Origin of the sequence: Caulobacter sp. Root487D2Y (assembly GCF_001427165.1) — a bacterium.
GTDB lineage: Bacteria > Pseudomonadota > Alphaproteobacteria > Caulobacterales > Caulobacteraceae > Caulobacter.
Genome location: NZ_LMFD01000001.1, coordinates 422457 through 440253, shown reverse-complemented (window position 1 = coordinate 440253; position 17797 = coordinate 422457). Strand labels below are relative to the sequence as shown.

21 protein-coding genes are annotated in these 17797 nt (G+C 68.8%); 13 read left to right on the top strand and 8 right to left on the bottom strand.

The features are described 5' to 3' along the window. The first annotated feature begins 1 nt into the window (after position 1). Entirely contained in the window at positions 2-565 is a 564-nt protein-coding gene (rsmD, locus tag ASD38_RS02095) for a 16S rRNA (guanine(966)-N(2))-methyltransferase RsmD (protein ID WP_056457123.1), read from the top strand. Between the two features lie 59 nt (positions 566-624). Here the strand turns inward: rsmD and ASD38_RS02090 are convergent, their stop codons facing one another. From ASD38_RS02090 to ASD38_RS02080, 3 genes are all read right to left on the bottom strand, one after another. Beyond that, a complete protein-coding gene (locus ASD38_RS02090; protein WP_056443743.1) occupies positions 625-900 on the bottom strand; it encodes a YjhX family toxin in 276 nt (91 codons plus the stop codon). A gap of 269 nt (positions 901-1169) precedes the next feature. Beyond that, on the bottom strand, positions 1170-3167 hold the full coding sequence (locus ASD38_RS02085) for an AsmA family protein (RefSeq protein WP_056457120.1): 1998 nt from the start codon (positions 3165-3167) through the stop codon (positions 1170-1172). Positions 3168-3528: 361 nt separating this feature from the next. Beyond that, positions 3529-3933, bottom strand: a complete 405-nt coding sequence (locus ASD38_RS02080; RefSeq protein WP_056443738.1) for a hypothetical protein — start codon at positions 3931-3933, stop codon at positions 3529-3531. Between the two features lie 152 nt (positions 3934-4085). Between ASD38_RS02080 and ASD38_RS02075 the strand changes: the two genes are divergently transcribed. The 3 genes from ASD38_RS02075 to ASD38_RS02065 all read left to right on the top strand — a co-directional run bounded on the left by ASD38_RS02075 (position 4086) and on the right by ASD38_RS02065 (position 6015). Continuing rightward, on the top strand, positions 4086-4727 hold the full coding sequence (locus ASD38_RS02075) for an HAD-IA family hydrolase (protein ID WP_056443736.1): 642 nt from the start codon (positions 4086-4088) through the stop codon (positions 4725-4727). Between the two features lie 32 nt (positions 4728-4759). Further along, a complete protein-coding gene (locus tag ASD38_RS02070) occupies positions 4760-5047 on the top strand; it encodes a 4a-hydroxytetrahydrobiopterin dehydratase (protein WP_056457115.1) in 288 nt (95 codons plus the stop codon). Between the two features lie 182 nt (positions 5048-5229). Beyond that, positions 5230-6015 (top strand): SDR family oxidoreductase, encoded by a 786-nt coding sequence (locus tag ASD38_RS02065; RefSeq protein ID WP_056443728.1) that lies wholly within the window; start codon positions 5230-5232, stop codon positions 6013-6015. 153 nt (positions 6016-6168) lie between these two features. On the opposite strand, the gene ASD38_RS02060 is transcribed toward ASD38_RS02065, so the two are convergent. Together ASD38_RS02060 and ASD38_RS02055 are read right to left on the bottom strand one after the other, a co-directional pair. Then, positions 6169-6726: an ActR/PrrA/RegA family redox response regulator transcription factor gene (locus ASD38_RS02060; RefSeq protein ID WP_056443726.1), complete on the bottom strand. Its 558-nt coding sequence runs from the start codon at positions 6724-6726 to the stop codon at positions 6169-6171. Between the two features lie 88 nt (positions 6727-6814). Continuing rightward, positions 6815-8224, bottom strand: a complete 1410-nt coding sequence (locus tag ASD38_RS02055; RefSeq protein WP_056443724.1) for an ActS/PrrB/RegB family redox-sensitive histidine kinase — start codon at positions 8222-8224, stop codon at positions 6815-6817. Between the two features lie 55 nt (positions 8225-8279). On the opposite strand from ASD38_RS02055, the gene ASD38_RS02050 reads away from it, so the two are divergent. From ASD38_RS02050 to ASD38_RS02040, 3 genes are all read left to right on the top strand, one after another. Next, positions 8280-8873: an SCO family protein gene (locus ASD38_RS02050; RefSeq protein WP_056457114.1), complete on the top strand. Its 594-nt coding sequence runs from the start codon at positions 8280-8282 to the stop codon at positions 8871-8873. 85 nt (positions 8874-8958) lie between these two features. Beyond that, entirely contained in the window at positions 8959-10215 is a 1257-nt protein-coding gene (locus tag ASD38_RS02045) for a polyhydroxyalkanoate depolymerase (RefSeq protein ID WP_056443716.1), read from the top strand. A gap of 191 nt (positions 10216-10406) precedes the next feature. Then, positions 10407-11126 (top strand): M48 family metallopeptidase, encoded by a 720-nt coding sequence (locus ASD38_RS02040; protein ID WP_056457113.1) that lies wholly within the window; start codon positions 10407-10409, stop codon positions 11124-11126. Positions 11127-11136: 10 nt separating this feature from the next. On the opposite strand, the gene ASD38_RS02035 is transcribed toward ASD38_RS02040, so the two are convergent. Continuing rightward, complete coding sequence (locus tag ASD38_RS02035; protein WP_082554829.1) at positions 11137-11844, bottom strand: NAD-dependent deacylase; 708 nt, start codon at positions 11842-11844, stop codon at positions 11137-11139. Positions 11845-12014: 170 nt separating this feature from the next. Here ASD38_RS02035 and ASD38_RS02030 point away from each other — a divergent pair, with 170 nt between their 5' ends. The 6 genes from ASD38_RS02030 (at position 12015) to mmcB (ending at position 15376) form a co-directional block, all read left to right on the top strand. Then, positions 12015-13139 carry a ferritin-like domain-containing protein gene (locus tag ASD38_RS02030; protein WP_056457112.1) on the top strand — a complete coding sequence of 375 codons (1125 nt, stop codon included), beginning with the start codon at positions 12015-12017 and terminating at the stop codon, positions 13137-13139. A gap of 89 nt (positions 13140-13228) precedes the next feature. Further along, positions 13229-13747 carry a lipocalin family protein gene (locus ASD38_RS02025; protein ID WP_056458226.1) on the top strand — a complete coding sequence of 173 codons (519 nt, stop codon included), beginning with the start codon at positions 13229-13231 and terminating at the stop codon, positions 13745-13747. 5 nt (positions 13748-13752) lie between these two features. Next, positions 13753-14310, top strand: a complete 558-nt coding sequence (locus tag ASD38_RS02020) for a lipocalin family protein (RefSeq protein WP_156390525.1) — start codon at positions 13753-13755, stop codon at positions 14308-14310. A 50-nt stretch (positions 14311-14360) separates the two neighbouring features. After that, a complete protein-coding gene (locus ASD38_RS02015; protein WP_056443697.1) occupies positions 14361-14615 on the top strand; it encodes a type II toxin-antitoxin system Phd/YefM family antitoxin in 255 nt (84 codons plus the stop codon). Further along, entirely contained in the window at positions 14612-14878 is a 267-nt protein-coding gene (locus ASD38_RS02010; protein ID WP_056457110.1) for a Txe/YoeB family addiction module toxin, read from the top strand. Before ASD38_RS02015 ends, ASD38_RS02010 begins: the two co-directional genes overlap by 4 nt. A gap of 39 nt (positions 14879-14917) precedes the next feature. Next, positions 14918-15376 (top strand): DNA repair putative endonuclease MmcB, encoded by a 459-nt coding sequence (gene mmcB, locus ASD38_RS02005; protein WP_056443695.1) that lies wholly within the window; start codon positions 14918-14920, stop codon positions 15374-15376. Positions 15377-15406: 30 nt separating this feature from the next. On the opposite strand, the gene ASD38_RS02000 is transcribed toward mmcB, so the two are convergent. Together ASD38_RS02000 and recQ are read right to left on the bottom strand one after the other, a co-directional pair. Further along, on the bottom strand, positions 15407-15703 hold the full coding sequence (locus tag ASD38_RS02000) for a hypothetical protein (protein WP_056443692.1): 297 nt from the start codon (positions 15701-15703) through the stop codon (positions 15407-15409). Positions 15704-15778: 75 nt separating this feature from the next. Further along, on the bottom strand, positions 15779-17641 hold the full coding sequence (gene recQ, locus ASD38_RS01995; RefSeq protein WP_200945986.1) for a DNA helicase RecQ: 1863 nt from the start codon (positions 17639-17641) through the stop codon (positions 15779-15781). Between the last annotated feature and the right edge of the window lie 156 nt (positions 17642-17797).

The window sequence follows — 17797 nt, the reverse complement described above, 5'->3', positions numbered from 1 at the left end:
CATGCGCGTCGTCTCGGGCCGATATCGCGGCAAGGCCATCGTCACCCCGCCGGGCGACACGACCCGCCCGACCTCCGACCGGGCCCGGCAGGCGGTGTTCAACATCCTCGAGCACGCCGCCTGGGCGCCGGAGCTGCACGGCGCGCGGGTGATCGACCTGTTCGCCGGCTCCGGGGCCCTGGGCCTGGAGGCGATGTCGCGCGGCGCGGCCTTCTGCCTGTTCGTCGAGACCGACGACGCCGCGCGCGGCGCGATCCGCGAGAACATGGAAGCCTTCGGCCTGTTCGGCCAGGCCCGGGTGCACCGGCGCGACGCCACCGATCCGGGCCCCCGCCCCGGCAGCGTCGGCGCGCCGTTCGACATCGCCTTCCTCGACCCGCCCTACGCCAAGGGCCTGGGCGAAAAGGCCCTGGCCGCGCTGGCGGCCGGCGACTGGCTGGCGCCCGGAGCGATCGTGATGTTCGAGCGCGGCCGCGACGAGCCCGATCCGGCGCCGGCGGGGTTCGAACGGCTCGACGCGCGCGACTATGGGGCCGCGCGCGTCTTCTTCTTCCGTCTCGCCTAGCATTCGAGCGAAGTGGATGCCGGTTCGCGTGAAGAAAATGCGCGAAAGCAAAGACCTAGCTACCAGCCCCGCGCCGTGACGCGGTTGTCCAGCTGACTGCGCAGGTTGGCCGCGCCTTGGCGGGTGATCCGGTAGGGCCCGCCGTCGGTGCTGGCGATGAAACGTCGCCGCTTGAGGGTCTTGAAGACCCCCAGCGTGCAGTCGCTCAGGCGCCAGCCCTCGCCGGTGATGCAGTCGGCGCCGACGATGCGACCTTTGTCGTCACGCAGGAGTTCGATGCGGGCGCCCTGCGCCAGCGCGTGCAGCGTGCGTTGCTGCGGCTTTGAAATGTTCAAGGAAGTGGTCCGAGGATCGAGGCGTGAGAACGCGTCCCTCGCGAGAGACGCGACGGATCGGGGCCTGATCAGCTTGCGAACGGGAGGTTCGGAGCCTTAGGCCCGGGCCTCGAACACAATCTCGGACATGAACCACACTGGATTTCGGACGGGCGGAGCCTAGCGCACGCCGCGCCGGACCGTCATCCCCCTAGGGGTCGAGAGACCAAGGCCGAGCCGGCCTGTGTCCGCGCGGCAACGCCGCCGGGTCTCGCATGACGGGCCTAGGCCTACTTCTTCTTCGCCTTGGCCGGCGTGGTCTGGGCCACCTTGACCGGCGCGCCGTCGCTGCGGGCCTCGGCGACCAGGCCGGCGCAGTCGGCGTCCTTGGCCTCGCCGCCGGTGACGAAGGGCAGGACGGCGGCCAGGGGCGTGACGAACAGACCCAGCGCCGCGGCCACGCCGCCTTGCGCCACCGCCCCGCCGGTCTCCAGACCGACCTTCGGCGCCATGAACGGCCCCTTGACGGTGATCGGGATGAACAGCCGCACCAGGCGCGGCTTCTTGCTGTCGCCGTTGATCCTCAGGTCCATGCGCTCGGTCCGCAGATCGATCGTTCCCTTGCCGCGCGCCAGCACCACGCCGGTGTCGGCGACGATGTGGTTGGAGGTCATGATCCCGTCCTTGACGCTGAAGTCGGCCACCGCGCAGCGGACGCTGGTCTCGCGGTTGTCCTTGCTCAGCAGCAGCAGCAGGCCCTTGGAGGCGTTGACGCCCAGCAGTTCGGCGAAGGCCTGGCGGATCTGGCCCTTGGGCGACACCAGCGTCACCTGGCCGCTGGCGCTCGAGGCGGCGCGGTGCACCGAATTGCCGTAGCCGGTGAGCTTGGCGCGCGCCATCACCCCGCCCTCGATGGCCGGCTTGCCGCCGCTCTGGATCGGGATGAAGTCCTCCAGCTTGGCGTTGGTCAGGCGCAGGTCGAGATCGGTGCGCGGCGTCTTGGGATTGGCGTCCAGCCGTATCTTGCCGGTCAGGTCGCCGCGCGAGAAGGTGAAGGCGATCGGATCCAGGGTCAGGACGCCCTTTTCCAGCGTCAGGTCGGCGCGGACCTTTTTCAGCGGCAGGCCTGGGGCGTTCACCGCCAGGGCGCGATACTTGACCTTGGCGTCCATGGCCTTGACGCGCTCGACCTGCAGGGTGGCGTCGGGCAGCAGCCGCTGGGTGGCGTCGCGCTGGGCGGCCTCGACCTTCTGACCGGCCGAGGCGGTCTCGCCCCTGCCGGTGGCGGGCGCGGCGCCCACCAGGCTGCCCATGTCGTCGAAGTCCAGGCGCTTGGACTGCAGGTCGGCTTCCAGATAGGGCCGCTCGCGCCCCATCAGCACGAACAGGTCGCCGGAAACGTCGCTGTCGCCCACTCGGCCGCTGAGCTTGTTGAAGTCGAACCGCTGGCCGTTGCGGGTCAGGTGGCCGCTGATCCTGTAGGGCGGGGTGTTGGGCAGGGCCAGGCCGGTCAGGGCGTAGAGGCGGTTCAGATCGGCGCCCGACACCGTCAGCTGGGTTTCGAACAGGCCCAGATTGAACGGCTTGGTCACCTGGCCCTTGGCCAGCACGTGGGTCGAGCCGGCGTCGACCTTGGCGTCGAACGGATAGGGGCGGTTGGGCGAGATGTTCAGCAGCGGCCCGCCGGTGACCAGCGCGGTGAACGGCGAGCGGTTCAGCTGGCCCTTGCCCTCCAGCACGAACTTGCCGCGACCGTCGCCGGTGACCTCCTCGTTCGAGCTGACCGTGCCCAGGAAGAAGACGTCGCGCTGCTGGTCCTCGTAGCGCAGCTGGCCGTCCTTGATGATGAAGTGCTGGATGGCCGGAAGCTTCAGCGGCTTCTTCGGCGCCTTGGGATCGCCGAACGTCCAGTTGGCGCGGCCCGAGCCCTCGCGCAGCAGGCGCACGTCGGGACGGTCCACGGCCAGCAGCGGCAGGATCACATCGCCCTTCAGCAGGGGCAGAAGCTTGATCTGCACGGCGATGCGATCGACCTTGGCCATCGGAGTCCCGGCGGGCGAGCCCTTCGGATCGGCCTTGGCGGCCCAGTCGGGCTGGGCGACGCGGACGCCCAGCGCCTCGACCTTGGGCGAGAACGACCAGGGGTGGACGCGCAGGTCGCCGGTGATCACCACCTCGCGGTTCAGCTGGGCCGAGGCGAAGCGGCCCACCGGCCCCCGAAACCAGTTCCAGTCGAACAGCACCAGGAAGACGACGATCGCGACCGTCAGCAGGATGGCCCCGATCATCCCCCAGCGGGCGCGCGGCGGCAGGCCGCGCAGGCGCGCGGCCAGGCTGGGCCCTTGAGCAGATTGAGGATTGGGGGCGAGCGTTGTCAGGTCGGAACCTCCGGATACCCGTCCACAACGCGCGGACGGGGTCCTTATGTTCCGAAGTCGGCCAAACCCGGCGCTAAAGCGCTGGCGAGGCCTAGTAGACTAGTCTCAGGCTGCCGACCCCGATCGCGGCCAGCACGAAGGCGACGATCGCCACGATCTCATAGGTCTTGAAGAGCGGCTTGCTCGGTTGGCGCATGATGGAAGTTCCCCCGTCCCGATTTGATGCGTGCGGCTCTGCCTCACGCAAGCCCCGGGCCAAAAACCTGAGTCGTCACGGCGACTTGCCTGGCCAGACCAGGAAGCCGTCCGCGTCGCGGCCCGCGACGCGATAAGTTAGATGGCGCGCGCCCAAACGATCGTCCTCGAGGCGATCGTCCTGGGACGGTCGTTCCTCGTGACCCCGATAGCCATGGTCCGGAGCGACCTGGCTCCAGCCGCCGTAGCGATCGCCGCGCAGCGGCGCGTCCACCACATCGAGCGGTCGCTGATAACCCCAGCGGTCGAAATCGCTCCAGCCCGCCTGGACCTCGCACTCGACGCGATCGTAGCGATAGGCGCCGCCCGGACCGGTGACCCGCCGCGTGACGCACTCGCCAGGCCGTTCCTCGGCCGATGCGCCGCCCCACGCCGCGCAGGCGGCGGCGAGAACGAGCAGCGGAAGCAGGCGGCGGACCATGGCGAAAACTCCAGAAGGTTAACAAACCAGAGCCCCCACCCGGTTTCGCCCGCTTTCACCCTCAACGCGAGCTTGGCCATGAAGATTCATCAGGCGATTGCCACGGCCGTGTCGGCCGCATAGCGTGAGTCAAACAGTTGTTTGAGGCGAGCATGGCGATCGAGGCGGTGATCTGGGATTTCGGCGGCGTGTTCACCACCTCGCCGTTCGAGGCCTTCCGGCGGTTCGAGGCCCAGCGCGGCCTGCCCCGGGACTTCATCCGCCGGGTCAACGCCGCCGACCCCGACGCCAACGCCTGGGCGCTGTTCGAGCGTTCGGAAATCGACGCGGCGGCTTTCGATGCGATGTTCCTGGAGGAGGCCGTGCGGCTGGGTCACGCGGTGCGCGGCGCCGAGGTGCTGCCCCTGCTGTCGGGCGACGTGCGGCCGCGGGTCGTGGCGGCGCTGAAGACCTGCAAGGCGCGGTTCAAGGTCGGCTGCATCACCAACAACGTCGCCACCGGCCACGGCACGGGCATGGCGGGCTCGGCCGAGAAGGCGCAGGCCGTCGCCGACATCTTCGACCAGTTCGACGCGGTGATCGAAAGCTCCAAGGCGGGGGTCCGCAAGCCCGATCCGCGCATCTACGCGATGATGTGCGAGCAGTTGGCGGTCGAGCCCGCCGCTTGCGTCTATCTCGACGACCTGGGGGTCAACTGCAAGCCGGCGGCGGCCCTGGGCATGACCGCCATCAAGGTCGCCACCGAGGACCAGGCGCTGGAGGACCTTGCGGCGGCGACCGGTTTGGCGTTCTGAGGGTTCGACAAAGTCGAACGTCAGGAGCCGCCATGTCCCGCCCCGCCAAGATCGGCGCCGCCGCCGCCCTCTCCCAACTGGAAGGCTGGGCCGCCGTGTCCGAGAAGGACGCGATCGGCAAGACCTTCAAGTTCGCCGACTTCAACGCCGCCTTCGGCTTCATGACCCGCGTGGCCCTGAAGGCCGACCAGCTGGACCATCATCCGGAGTGGTTCAACGTCTACAACCGGGTCGAGGTGGTGCTGACCACCCACGACGCGGACGGCGTCAGCGACCTGGACGTGACGATGGCGCGCTTCATGGACGAGATCGCGGGCTGAAGCCGTGCGTCCTTCGAGGCTCGGCTGCGCCTCGCACCTCAGGATGAGGAAACCAGCACATAGCTCCTTATCCTGAGGCGCCCGCGCAGCGGAGCTCGAAGGACGCACGGCGTTTCCCCCTTCCGTCACCGCCGCTTCCAGTTCAAACTAATGTTTGAATTATAATCGGGAGGACGTCGAAAATGGCGCAGAGCACGGGCCGGGTCGCCGGCAAGAAGGCCTTCATCACGGGCGGGGCTCAGGGCCTGGGCGCGGCGGCCGCGCGGCGGCTGGCGCAAGAGGGCGCCAAGGTCAGCCTCGCCGACATCAACTTCGCCGGGGCCCAGGCGGTGGCGGCCGAGATCAACGCCGCCCACGGCGCGGGCACGGCCTTCGCCTTCGCGCTGGACGTCACCCAGGAAGACCAGTGGATCGAGGCGCTGGAGAAGGCCGACGCGGCCATGGGCGGGATCTCGGTCCTGCTCAACAACGCCGGGGTCGCGGGCGACAGGCCGCTGGAGCAGATGGAGTTCGACCTCTGGAAGAAGATCATGTCGATCAATGTCGACAGCGTCTTCCTGGGCGCCAAGCACGCGCTGAAATACATGCGCGCCCATCAGCCGGGTTCGATCATCAACATCAGCTCGATCGCCGGCCTGATCGCCAACCACAATTCGCCGGCCTACAACGCCTCCAAGGCCGGCGTCTGGCTGCTGAGCAAGAACATCGCCCTCTACTGCGCCAAGATGGGGCTGGATATCCGCTCCAACTCGATCCATCCGACCTTCATCGACACCCCGATCCTGGATCCGCTGAGCCAGCGCCTGGGCAAGGAGGAGGCCCACGCCAAGCTGGGCCGGCAGATCCCGCTGGGCCACATCGGCGAGCCGAACGACATCGCCAACGCGGTGCTCTACCTGGCCAGCGACGAGAGCAAGTTCATGACCGGCGCCGAACTGAAGCTGGACGGCGGCATTTCGGCGATGTGAAACGAGCCGACCTCCCCCTGTGGGGGAGGTGTCGGCCGAAGGCCGACGGAGGGGGGAGCGATCGGCAGTCGGCCAGGTCTCGGATCGACGATCCCAAAACTCCCCCACCGATCGCTGCGCGATCGCCTCCCCCACGGGGGGAGGCCCTAGGCGCTACCGCGGCGCGCGCTTGGCCAGGATCCGCTGCAACGTCCGTCGGTGCATGTTCAGCCGCCGGGCGGTCTCCGAGACGTTGTGGCCGCACATCTCGTAGACCCGCTGGATGTGCTCCCAGCGGACCCGGTCGGCGCTCATCGGATTTTCGGGCGGGACCGGGGCGGCGTCCTTGGCGGCCAGCAGGGCGCGGGCCACGTCGTCGGCGTCGGCCGGCTTGGAGAGGTAGTCGATCACCCCGGCCTTCACCGCCGCGACGGCGGTGGCGATATTGCCGTAGCCGGTCAGCATGATGACCTTGGCGTCCGGGCGGACGTCGCGCACGGCCTCGACGACCTTCAGGCCCGTGCCGTCCTCCAGCCGCATGTCCAGCACCGCGTGGGCGGGCGCGGAGGTTCGCAGGGCGCTCATCGCCTCGGCGACCGACGCGCAGAGCGTCACCGCAAATCCGCGCTGTTCGAGCGCTCGACCCAGGCGCGTACGCAAGGGCGCGTCGTCGTCGAGAAGCAGCAGGGACTTGTCGGGCAAAGCCGCGACCATCTCACTGATATCCGCCATAAAATTCAGCGCCTCCCAACGCCGACACTCAACCAGGCCACGAACAAGATATCTTGCTGCCCAATTCCCGAGTGTCGCAAGTGTTTCATTAAAGCTCGCTCGCCCCGATGATCGCCGGCGCCTCCAGCGCCGACCGCGGCCAACGCGCCGCGACCACCGCGCCGCCGCGCCGTCCGTTCTTGAAATCCACCGTGGCCCCGGTCCGTTCCAACAGGGTCTTGGCGATGAAGAAGCCCAGGCCCATGCCGATATGACCGGTCCTGGAGCCCTCGGCCCCGGGACGCGAGGTGACGTAGGGCTCGCCCAGCTTGGCCAGGATCTCCGGCGAGAACCCCGGCCCGTCGTCGCGCACCTCGATCACCACGGCGCGGGCGTCGAAGCGGGCCACGACGATGACCTCGGCCCGGGCGAAGTCGACGGCGTTCTCGACGATCGTCGTCAGGGCGTGAAGAATCTCGGCGCGCCGCCAGATGTCGGGCGCGGAATCGCCGGGCGGTCCGTTGACCACCGCCTCGACCCGGACGCCGTGGATCATGTGCGGCTCGATCACCTCGTGGACCAGCTGCACCAGGCTGATGCGCTCGTGGACCGCGTCCTTGGCCTCGGGCATCTCGGTCAGCCGGGCCAGGATCTCGCGGCAGCGCGCGGCCTGGCCGATCATCAGCTCGGCGTCCTCGCGCGTCTGCTCGTCGGGAGCGTTGCGGACCATCTCGCGCGCCACCACCGAGATGGTGGCCAGGGGCGTGCCCAGCTCGTGGGCGGCGGCGGCGGCCAGGGCGCCCAGCGCCGACAATCGCTGCTCGCGGGCCAGCACCGTCTCGGTGACGTTCAGCGCCAGCTCCATCCGCGCCGATTCCGTCGCCGCCTGCCAGGCATAGGCCCCGGTCACGGCGATGCCCAGGACCCGCGACAGGACGATGGTCATCAGGGTCAGCCCGCCAGGCACGGGTCCCGGCCCCGCCGCCGGCCGGTAGGGCAGGGGCAGATAGAAAAAGGCCAGGACCACGCAGGCCGCCACCGCCAGGGTGCCGATCCCCGCGGCGAACCGGGCCGGCAGGGTGGCGGCGGCCAGGGTGACCGGGGCGATCAGCAGCAGGGAGAACGGATTGATGATCCCGCCGGTCAGGTAAAGCATCCCCGCCAGCTGCAGGGTGTCGAAGGTGATCTGCAGCGTGGCCTCGCCCTCGCGCGCCATCCGCTGGCCGCCGAACGCCAGGCCGATCAGCACGTTCAGCCAGGCCGACATCGCGATCAGGGAAAAGCACAGGGCGTAGGGGATCTTCAGGTCCAGGAGCAGGCCGGCCACCAGCACGGCGGCCGTCTGGCCGATCACCATCACCCAGCGCTGGGCGATCAGGGTGCGGACCCTCAGGCGTCCCCGACGCAGCCCCGGCCCCGCCCAGGACCAGTCCTCGTCTTGCGCCGCCTCGACGTCAGGCTTATCGAGCCCCGATCGAGGCGAACTATGCGGCGCATTCTTGAGAGACGCGTCTGCCATGTCGCACCTTAAGGCCAGAAATTCTCGTCTGGCGAGAGCGAAAGGTTCAACGTCCATGCCGCGTCATCGGTTGTTCGCGATTCTGGCCGGTCTGCTGGCCGTGCTTGTGGCCGGCGGACTGATCTTCAGGGCGGGCGTCTTCGACAAGGCTCCACCGCCCTCCCTGGTCGGCGGACCCTTCCAGCTGGTCGACCAGAACGGCCGACCGACCACCGAGGCGACGCTGAAAGGCCAGTGGAACGCGCTGTTCTTCGGCTTCACCTACTGTCCGGACGTCTGCCCCGGCACCCTGCAGGCCCTGGCCGCCGCCAGCGACCGGCTGGGCCCCAAGGCCAAGGACCTGAAGATCGTCTTCATCTCGGTCGATCCCGGCCGCGACAATCCCGAGCAGCTGAAGACCTTCCTGTCGGGACCCACCCTGCCGAAAAACATCGTCGGCCTGACCGGCACGCCGGCCCAGGTGGCCGCCGCGGCCAAGGCCTATCGCGCCTATTACAAGCAGGTCGGCGACGGACCGGACTACAGCGTCGACCATTCGACCGCGATCTATCTGATGGATCCCAAGGGCCGGTTCGACAAGGTGATCGCCTACAACCTGCCGCCCGAGGAGATCGCCCGGCAGATCAAGGACGCCATGGAGGGCCGGTAGAACCGCGACGCTGTACCGCTATCGGAAGTCTGTACTTTCTTAGGCTTCGGCGTGTTATGCTGCATCGCAACATACTGGATGCGCCATGCTGTACGCCCTGCATGAGGCAAGCTTCTATGCCTCGACCCCCCTGCGCCTCGCGGCCCGCGCGGCCCGCGACTTCTGGGGCTCGCCCCTGAATCCGGCGGCCGAGAGCGATCTTGGCCGGCGCATTCACGCGGGCGCCAACCTTTTCTCCAACGTCACCCGCCGCTACGGCAAACCGGACTGGCGCATCGACACGGTCAAGGTGGGGCAGATCGACGTGCGCGTGCGCCCGACCGTGGTCTGGGAAAGCCCCTGGGCGCGGGTGATCCAGTTCGACCGCGACATGGCCGACATGCGCCGGGCCGGCAAGTTCCAGCTGGACCCCGCCGTGCTGATCGTCGCGCCCCTTTCAGGTCACTACGCGACCTTGTTGCGGGGCACGGTCGAGGCCTTCCTGCCCGACCACGCCGTGTTCATCGTCGACTGGGTCAACGCCCGCGACGTCTCGGTCCTGCAGGGCCGCTTCGACTTCCACGACTATATCGACCACATCCGCGACATGCTGCGGGTGCTGGGTCCGCGCCCCAACGTCGTGGCCGTCTGCCAGCCCGGCCCGCCGGTCCTGGCCGCCGCCGCCCTGATGGCCGAGGACGGCGATCCGTCGCGGCCCGCCAGCATGACCTTCATGGGCTCGCCGATCGACGCGCGCCTGTCGCCGACCGTGACCAACAACCTGGCCGAGGAAAAGCCGTTCGCCTGGTTCCAGTCGAACATGATCTACACCGTGCCGCCGCCCTATCCGGGCATGGGCCGGCGCGTCTATCCGGGCTTCGTCCAGCTGGCCAGCTTCATGAGCATGAACGCCGAGAAGCACCAGCAGGCGCACCAGCGCTACTTCCAGGACCTGGTGAAGGGCGACGGCGACAGCGCCGACAAGCACCTGGAGTTCTACGACGAGTACCTGTCGGTGCTGGACCTGACCGAGGAATTCTATCTCCAGACCATCGACATCGTCTTCCAGCAACACCTGCTGCCCAAGGGCGAGCTTTCCCACCGCGGCCAGTTGGTCCGGCCGGACCTGATCACCGACATCGGCCTGATGACGGTGGAGGGCGAGAACGACGACATCTCCGGCATCGGCCAGACTCAGGCCGCCCACGCCCTGTGCTCGTCCCTGCCCGAGACGATGAAGGAAGACTACATCCAGCCGAACGTCGGCCACTACGGGGTGTTCAACGGCCGCCGGTTCCGTGAGGAGATCTATCCGCGGGTCCGCGACTTCATCCTCAAGAACGATCCGAACTTCGGGGGCTGAAGCCTGCGCGTCCAGGCCCCCCCTGTGGGGGAGGTGATCGCGCAGCGATCGGAGGGGGGCGTTATCGGGTCGTCGATTCTGCCTGTGATGGTCGCCGTCGCATCCCCCCGCCGGCCTTCGGCCGCCTCCCCCACAGGGGGAGGGCCTGGCTCGGCCTTGCGCGACTCCCGGCCAAGAGCGATCTAGAGGGCATGAACCTCTTCCGCCCGCAGCGCTACGCCGACGGTGACCGGCTGGACGTGCGCGGCTGCGCGGTGCGGCTGAAGGTCGACGGCCGGGCGCGGCGGATCTCGCTGCGGGTCGACCGGGCCAAGTCCGAGGTGGTGGCCCTGGCCCCCACCCCGCGCCGGCTGCCCGAGGCCGTGGCCTTCGCCCACGAGAAGGCAGAGTGGATCGCCGGCCAGCTGGCCGCCCTGCCCAACCGCCAGGTCATCGCCCCCGGCGGAATCCTGCGCCTGCTGGGCAAACCCTATCGGCTGGAGGTCGGCCCCGGCCGGCCGAAGATGACCGACGACGCCCTGATCGCGCCGGACGACAGCGCCTGGGGCCTGCGGATCCTGCGCCTGGCCAAGCGCGAGGCCCTGACCCGCCTGACCGAGCGCACCGCCCACCACGCCGCGGCCCTGGGCCGTCCCATGCCCTCGGTGGCCATCGCCGACCCCAAGGCCCGCTGGGGCTCGTGCCGTCCCGCCCGTGCCGGCCATCCGGCGGCGATCCGCTACAGCTGGCGGCTGGTCCTGGCTCCGTTCGACGTGGCCGACTATGTCGTGGCCCACGAATGCGCCCACCTGATCGAGGCCAATCACGGCCCCCGGTTCTGGGCGCTGTGCGAGACGCTGTCGGGCGACCCCGCGCCGCACCGGCGCTGGCTGCGGGCTCACGCCGCGGAGCTGCACGCGATCTCGGCGTGAGGGGGAGCGCCTACCCGCCCAATACCTCGTCGACCCAGGCCGGCACGACTTCCGTCGCCGGGCCGTAGCGACGCTCGTCGAAGGCGCGGGCGTTGTCCGAGGGCTCCAGGTTCAGCTCGCAGGCGCGGATCCCCAGCCGCCGCGCCCGGGCCACCAGGCCGGCGGCCGGATAGACCGCGCCCGAGGTGCCGATCGACACGAACAGGTCGCTGTCCTCCAGGGCGTCGTCGATCGCGTCCATGAACAGCGGGACCTCGCCGAACCACACCACGTGCGGCCGGGCCGTCCCGACGACGCCGCAGGCGGGGCAGGCGCTGTCGGCGCTCAGCGGCCCCGGGTCCGGCCAGGTCGCCTCGCAGCCGTGGCAGCGAGTGACCCGCAATTGCCCGTGCATGTGGACCACGTCGACGCAGCCGCCCTGCTCGTGCAGATCGTCGACGTTCTGGGTGCACAGGAACAATCGTCCGCCCCGCGCGGCCAGGCCGGCCTGCAGCCGGGCCAGGGCCAGATGCGCCGCATTGGGCGCCGCGCCCGCCAGATTGGCCCGGCGGGCGTTGTAGAAGGCCCGCACCTTGGCCGGATCACGGGCGAAGCCCTCGGGGGTGGCCACCTCCGACAGATCGTACCGGGTCCAGATCCCGCTGGCGTCTCGGAACGTGCCCAGGCCGCTCTCGGCCGAGATCCCGGCGCCGGTCAGGGCGAAGACGTTCAAGCCCATGGGCAGGCCCATTGTGGCGTTTCTCCCCGCCCCCTGGGCGCCTGCTGCGAACTTGACGCCATCGTCACTTTTAATTTGACCCCGTCGGCTCTTTGAGTTGACAGTGTTTAGATAGGAGAGAGACCCGCGTTAGACGGATCCTGTCCAGACCCATTGGCGAGGAGCCCCCCGTGACGGACAACAACATCACCAAGGACGCCATGTACGATGCGGTGGCGCCGGACGACTTCGAGTCGATGCTCGAACTGGACCGCTACAACAACCGCTCCACGGCTTTCGACAAGATCATTTCGGCGACCCACGACCACTTCTGGGATCCGCTGGACAAGGCCTATATCGATTTCGACGAGCCGTTCGACATGGAGAACCAGGCCCTGGTGCCCGAGGATCTCGTGATCGCCCTGTCGACCGATTACGTCTCCAATCACCTCAGCGACCCCAAGCAGCGCATCCGCTTCATCAACCAGTCGGTGCTGCGCAGCTTCTCGTCGATCCTGCACGGCGAGCAAGGCGCGCTGAACTTGTCGGCATCGCTCTGCCACGTGCTCAAGGACCAGGGCGCCCAGGAATACGCCGCCAACCAGACCCGCGAAGAGGCCCGCCACGTCACGGCCTTCGCCAAATACATCAAGGCCCGCTGGGGCAAGCCGGTCGAGTGCGGCCCGGCCCTGAAGACCCTGCTGGTCGAGATCATCGGCGCGCCCGAGGTCTACAAGAAGATCATCGGCATGCAGATGCTGGTCGAGGGCCTGGCCATGGGCGCCTTCGCCACCTTCTACACCCAGATCCACGACCCGCTGGGCAAGAAGATGCTGCAGCTGGTGATGACCGACGAGGCCTTCCACCACAAGTTCGGGAAGATCTGGGCCGACCGCACCGTGCCCAAGCTGAGCCCCGAGGAGCACGCGATCATCGAGGACTGGGCGGCGCACTGCTTCCAGACCCTGCTGTTCAACCTGGTCTCGCCCCACCAGCAGCTCGACCTGTACGCCGAGTTCGGCCTGGACCCCGACAAGGTGGTCGAGGAGTACGGGAAGATCATGACCGACGACCTGCGTCGGGAGAACATGAAGGAGCAGACCAACATCTTCCGGGTGCTGGTCAAGACGCTGCTCAACGCCGGCATCATCACCGACCGCACCAAGGCCTTCTACGCGATGTACGTCGACATCGAGGAGCTGAAGGGCGAGGGCGACCGGATGGTCGGCGACGACATCGCCGAGGAAGGCATCCGCCACCTGCAGGCCATCAACTTCAAGGACCGCGCCCACCCGGTGACCATCGCCGCCGAATAGGCCTGTCCGCCGCGCGAGATCAGCGCCCCGCCGGGAACTCCGGCGGGGCGCTTTGCGTTGTGCTCGACTTGTGGGGCAAGGTGGGCGTCATGCGCAGTCTTCTGATCTCGATCGCCGCGAGCCTGCTGGCCGCCACCGGCGCGGTCGCCGCCGCCAAGCCGCCGGCCAGGCCGATCCCGGCCAGCTTCTATACGGGCAAGTGGTACGAGATCGCCCGCACGCCCAACGCCGGCCAGCGCGACTGCCAGGCCCCGACCACCGAGTTCACCGGCAAGGGCGCCAACGGCTTTTCCGTGCATCAGGTCTGCCGCAAGGGCTCGGCCAGCGGCGCGGCCAAGGTGTTCGACACCACCGGCAAGATCATCGGGGCCTCCCAGAACACCCGCTTCACCATGAGCTTCCTGGGCGGGCTGAAGAAGCAGGAATACTGGGTGCTGGACTGCGCCGACGACCATTCCTGGGCGATCATGGCCACTCCGGGCGGCAACTATGTCTGGCTGCTGTCGCGCAAGCCCGTGATGGGCCCGGCCGCCAAGGCCCAGGCCTTGGCCCGCGTGAAGACGCTCGGCTACGCCAAGCTGGAATACCCTCAGCAGCCGCCGGCCTAATGATGATGAACCGCCTTCCCGGACTGTTCGCCGCCGGCCTGCTGACCGCGGCCGCCCTCACCGCCTGCGTGGCGGGGCCGAGCGGCAACCCGCATCCGCCCCAGCCGGCCAAGGCCGTCGACCTCGATCGCTATGCCGGCCTCTGGTACGAGGCCGCGCGCTACGACATGCGGTTCGAGAAGGGCTGCGACGGCGTCACGGCCGAGTATTCCAAACGCCCCGACGGCCTGATCCGGGTGGTCAACACCTGCCGCCAGGGCGGGCCGACCGGACCGGTCAAGGTCAGCGAGGGCAAGGCCAAGGTCGCGGACTCCGCCACCGGGGACAAGCCGGGGGCCAAGCTCAAGGTTTCGTTCTTCGGCCCGTTCTTCGTCGGCGACTATTGGGTGCTGGACCACGCCGACGACTATGGCTGGTCGATCGTCGGCGAGGGTTCGGGCCGCTATCTGTGGCTCCTGACCCGCAAGCCGCCAACCCCGGCCGAGCTGAAGGCCCTGACCGACCGGGCCAAGGCCATGGGCTACGATACGTCAATGCTGCGGGTGACTCGACACGCCCCTTGATCTGTACAAATTACTGTACATATTGAGATCGTCGATCGAGGAAGAACGTGATGGACGTGCTCAGCTATTCCGACACTCGGGCCAACCTGAAAGAGGTCATGGACCGCGTGGTAGACGACCGCACGCCGGTGGTGATCACGCGCCAGAAGGCGGAGTCGGTGGTCATGGTCTCACTGTCGGACTGGCATGCCATGGAAGAGACGCTGCATCTCCTTTCGTCGCCGGCCAACGCCGATCGCCTGCGCAGGTCGATCGCGCAACTGGACGCCGGGCAGGGGTCGGAACGGACGCTGATCGAGCCGTGAAGCTCGTCTTCTCCGAACAGGCTTGGGAAGATTATCTGCACTGGCAGGCCAGCGATCAAACCACGCTGGATCGAGTGAACGCGCTGATCAAGGAATGCCTGCGCACGCCGTTCAAAGGCACGGGAAAACCCGAGCCGCTCAAAGGCGACCTGAAAGGCTGGTGGTCGCGGCGGATCACGCTCGAAGACCGGCTCGTCTACCGCGTGGCCGGTTCGGGCGATGAGCAACGGCTGGAAGTGGCTCAATGCCGCTACCGTTACTGACCTCTTGATCCACGAACAAAGCTGGAACAAAGTTCCGGCATGGACGTCGTCATCGATCTTCAGCCTTCACGGCCCGAGACCACCGACCTGGTGACCCGCGGGGCCGGGCGGTTCCTGGTCTCGCTGGGCTACGCGCCCCTGGCCGAGGTCACCCTGCCCAACGGCCGCCGGGCCGACCTGATGGCCCTGGGCCCCAAGGGCGACGTGCTGATCGTCGAGGTCAAGTCGGGGCTGGAGGACTTCCGGATCGATCGCAAGTGGCCGGAGTACGCGCCCTACTGCGACGGCTTCTATTTCGCCGTTTCGCCGAACTTTCCCGAGGGAATCCTGCCCGACGAGCCCGGCCTGATCGTCGCCGACGGTTTTGGCGGGGCGGTGGTGCGCGAGGCGCCCGTCGCGCCGCTGGCCCCGGCGCGGCGCAAGGCCCTGACCCTGGCCTTCGCCCGGCTGGCCGCCCTGCGCGCCGCCGGCGTCAACGCCGAGCGGCTCTCGCTCTAAATCTGGCGCTCTGAATCTGGCGCTCCAGATCTAGCGGTCGAAGTTGCGGGCCAGCAGGAAGCCGAACACCAGTCCGGCCACGAAGGTCCCGACCGCCAGGGCGACGGGGCGCTCCTCGGCGACCACGTGGGCCGCCTTGGCCTTTTCGATGCTCCAGGTCTTGCCGACCTCGGCCTTTTCGGCGGCGTAGGCGCGGGCGACCTCGGTCTTCTCGGCCACGGTCTCGACCGCCTTCTCCACGGCGGCCTTGGCGCGCTTGACGCCTTCCTTGGCCGTGGTCTTGGCGGAAGCCTTGGGGGCCGGGGTCTTGATCGTGAAGTCGGTCATGCGAAATCCTGCGGATGGAGGCGCCAGGCATCGTAACACGCCGCGCCGCAAAACGTTTCCCTGATCAGGAGCGACTCAGTTGTCGCGCACCACCTTGAGCACCGCCTCGCCGTAGCGGTCGAGCTTGCCCTGGCCCACGCCCCCGGCCTTGGCCAGCGCGCCCAGGGCGGCCGGACGGGCGGCGGCGATCTCGGCCAGGGTGGCGTCGTGAAAGATCACGTAGGGCGGCACGTGCTGCAGCGCCGCCTCCTCGCGCCGCCAGCTCCGCAGGGCCTCGAATAGCGCCTGGTCCTCCAGCGGCACGGTCAGGGCCTGGCGCTTGCGGGCCGTCTTGCCGGCGCCCGAGCGACCGGGGCTGTCGGCGGTCGCCGGCTGCTGGCGCAGCGAGACCGGCCGTTCGCCGCGATAGACCTGGCGCACGCCCTCGCCGTCGCCCAGGCCGATCAACGGCCGGCCGTCATTGGGGTCCTCGCGCAGCAGGCCCTCGAACACCAGAGTGTCGATCAGGTCGCGCCAGCCCTGCGGGCTGAACTCCTTGCCGATGCCGAAGGTCGACATCTGGGCCTCGGCCTGGGTCACGTCCTTGGTCTTGCCCAGCAGGTGGTCGACCAAGCGGCCGCGCCCGAATCGCCCGCCCATCCGATGGGCGGCCGACAGGGCCTTTTGGGCGGCCTGGGTGGCGTCGACGCCAAGCGGCAGAGAGATGCAGATGTCGCAGACTCCGCAGCGCTCGACCCCCTCCTCGCCGAAATAGCGGCGGACGGCGGCGGCGCGGCACGTGACGCCTTCCAGCATGGCGTAGAACTGCCGCAGCTTGCGCAGCTGCACGGCCTTGACCTCGTCGGGCGCGCTCTGGGCCTCGATGCGGCGCACGGCCCAGGCCAGGTCGGCGGAGCTGTAGAGGGTGATGCCCTCGGCCGGCTGGCGGTCGCGGCCGGCGCGGCCGATCTCCTGCCAATAGGCCTCGATGGCGGCCGGCGGATCGGCGTGGATCACGAAGCGGACGTCGGGCTTGTCGACCCCCATGCCGAAGGCGATGGTCGCGACCATCACCGCCTCGTCGGCCTCGAGGAACTCTTCCAGCCGCCGGGCCCGCACGGCCTTGTCGAGGCCCGCGTGATAGGCCAGGGCCGGTATGCCCTCGGCGATCAGCTTCTCGGCCAGCTTCTCGGTGGAGTCGCGGCTGCCGGCATAGACCACGCCGGCCCGGTTCGGGCGCTCGGTGACCAGTTCGATGACCCGGTCGTGGCCCTTGCCCTTCTTGCGCTCGGCGTTCAGGGCCAGCTCGTGGCGGGCGAAGCTGTCGACGAATTCGGCCGCGCCCTGCAGACGCAGCTCCGAGCGGATGTCGTCGCGCGTCCGGGCGTCGGCGGTGGCGGTGACGGCCAGGCGCGGGGCGTGCGGGAACACCTCCGCCAAACGGCCCAGCATTCGGTATTCGGGGCGGAAGTCGTGGCCCCACTGGCTGACGCAGTGGGCCTCGTCGACGGCGACCAGCGACAGGGGCAGGCGCGACAGCCGCTCCAGCATCGACGGCTGCATCAGGCCTTCGGGCGACAGGTAGAGCAGGTCCAGCACCCCGGCGTCGATCCGCCGCCAGATCTCGGCCCGCTCGCCGGGCAGGGTGTTGCTGTCCAGCCGCTCGGCCGCGACGCCGGCCTGCTGCAGGCCCGCCACCTGGTCGGCCATCAGGGCGATCAGCGGCGAGACCACCAGGCCCAGGCCCGGGCGGACCAGGGCCGGGATCTGGTAGCACAGGCTCTTACCGCCGCCGGTGGGCAGCACGGCCAGGGCGCTGCGCCCGGCCAGCAGTTCGCCGATCACCCCGGCCTGCAGCCCCCGGAAGTCCGAGTGGCCGAAGGTGCGGCGCAGCACCTCGCGCGCCGCGTCGAGCGAAGCGGGCGGCCGGTCTTGGACGGAATCAGGAAGGTCGTACACGGGCGTGTTTTGACAGCGCCCGGACCTCAGGCCAAGCGCGGCGCCACGATCTGGCCCCGGAATTCGGCTTGAAAGCGGACATCGGCTTCACGGGCTCTGCATCGAAGGCCGCCAGCGTGTTCGCGGCGCGACCGGAAAGTGAAACGAACCATGAAC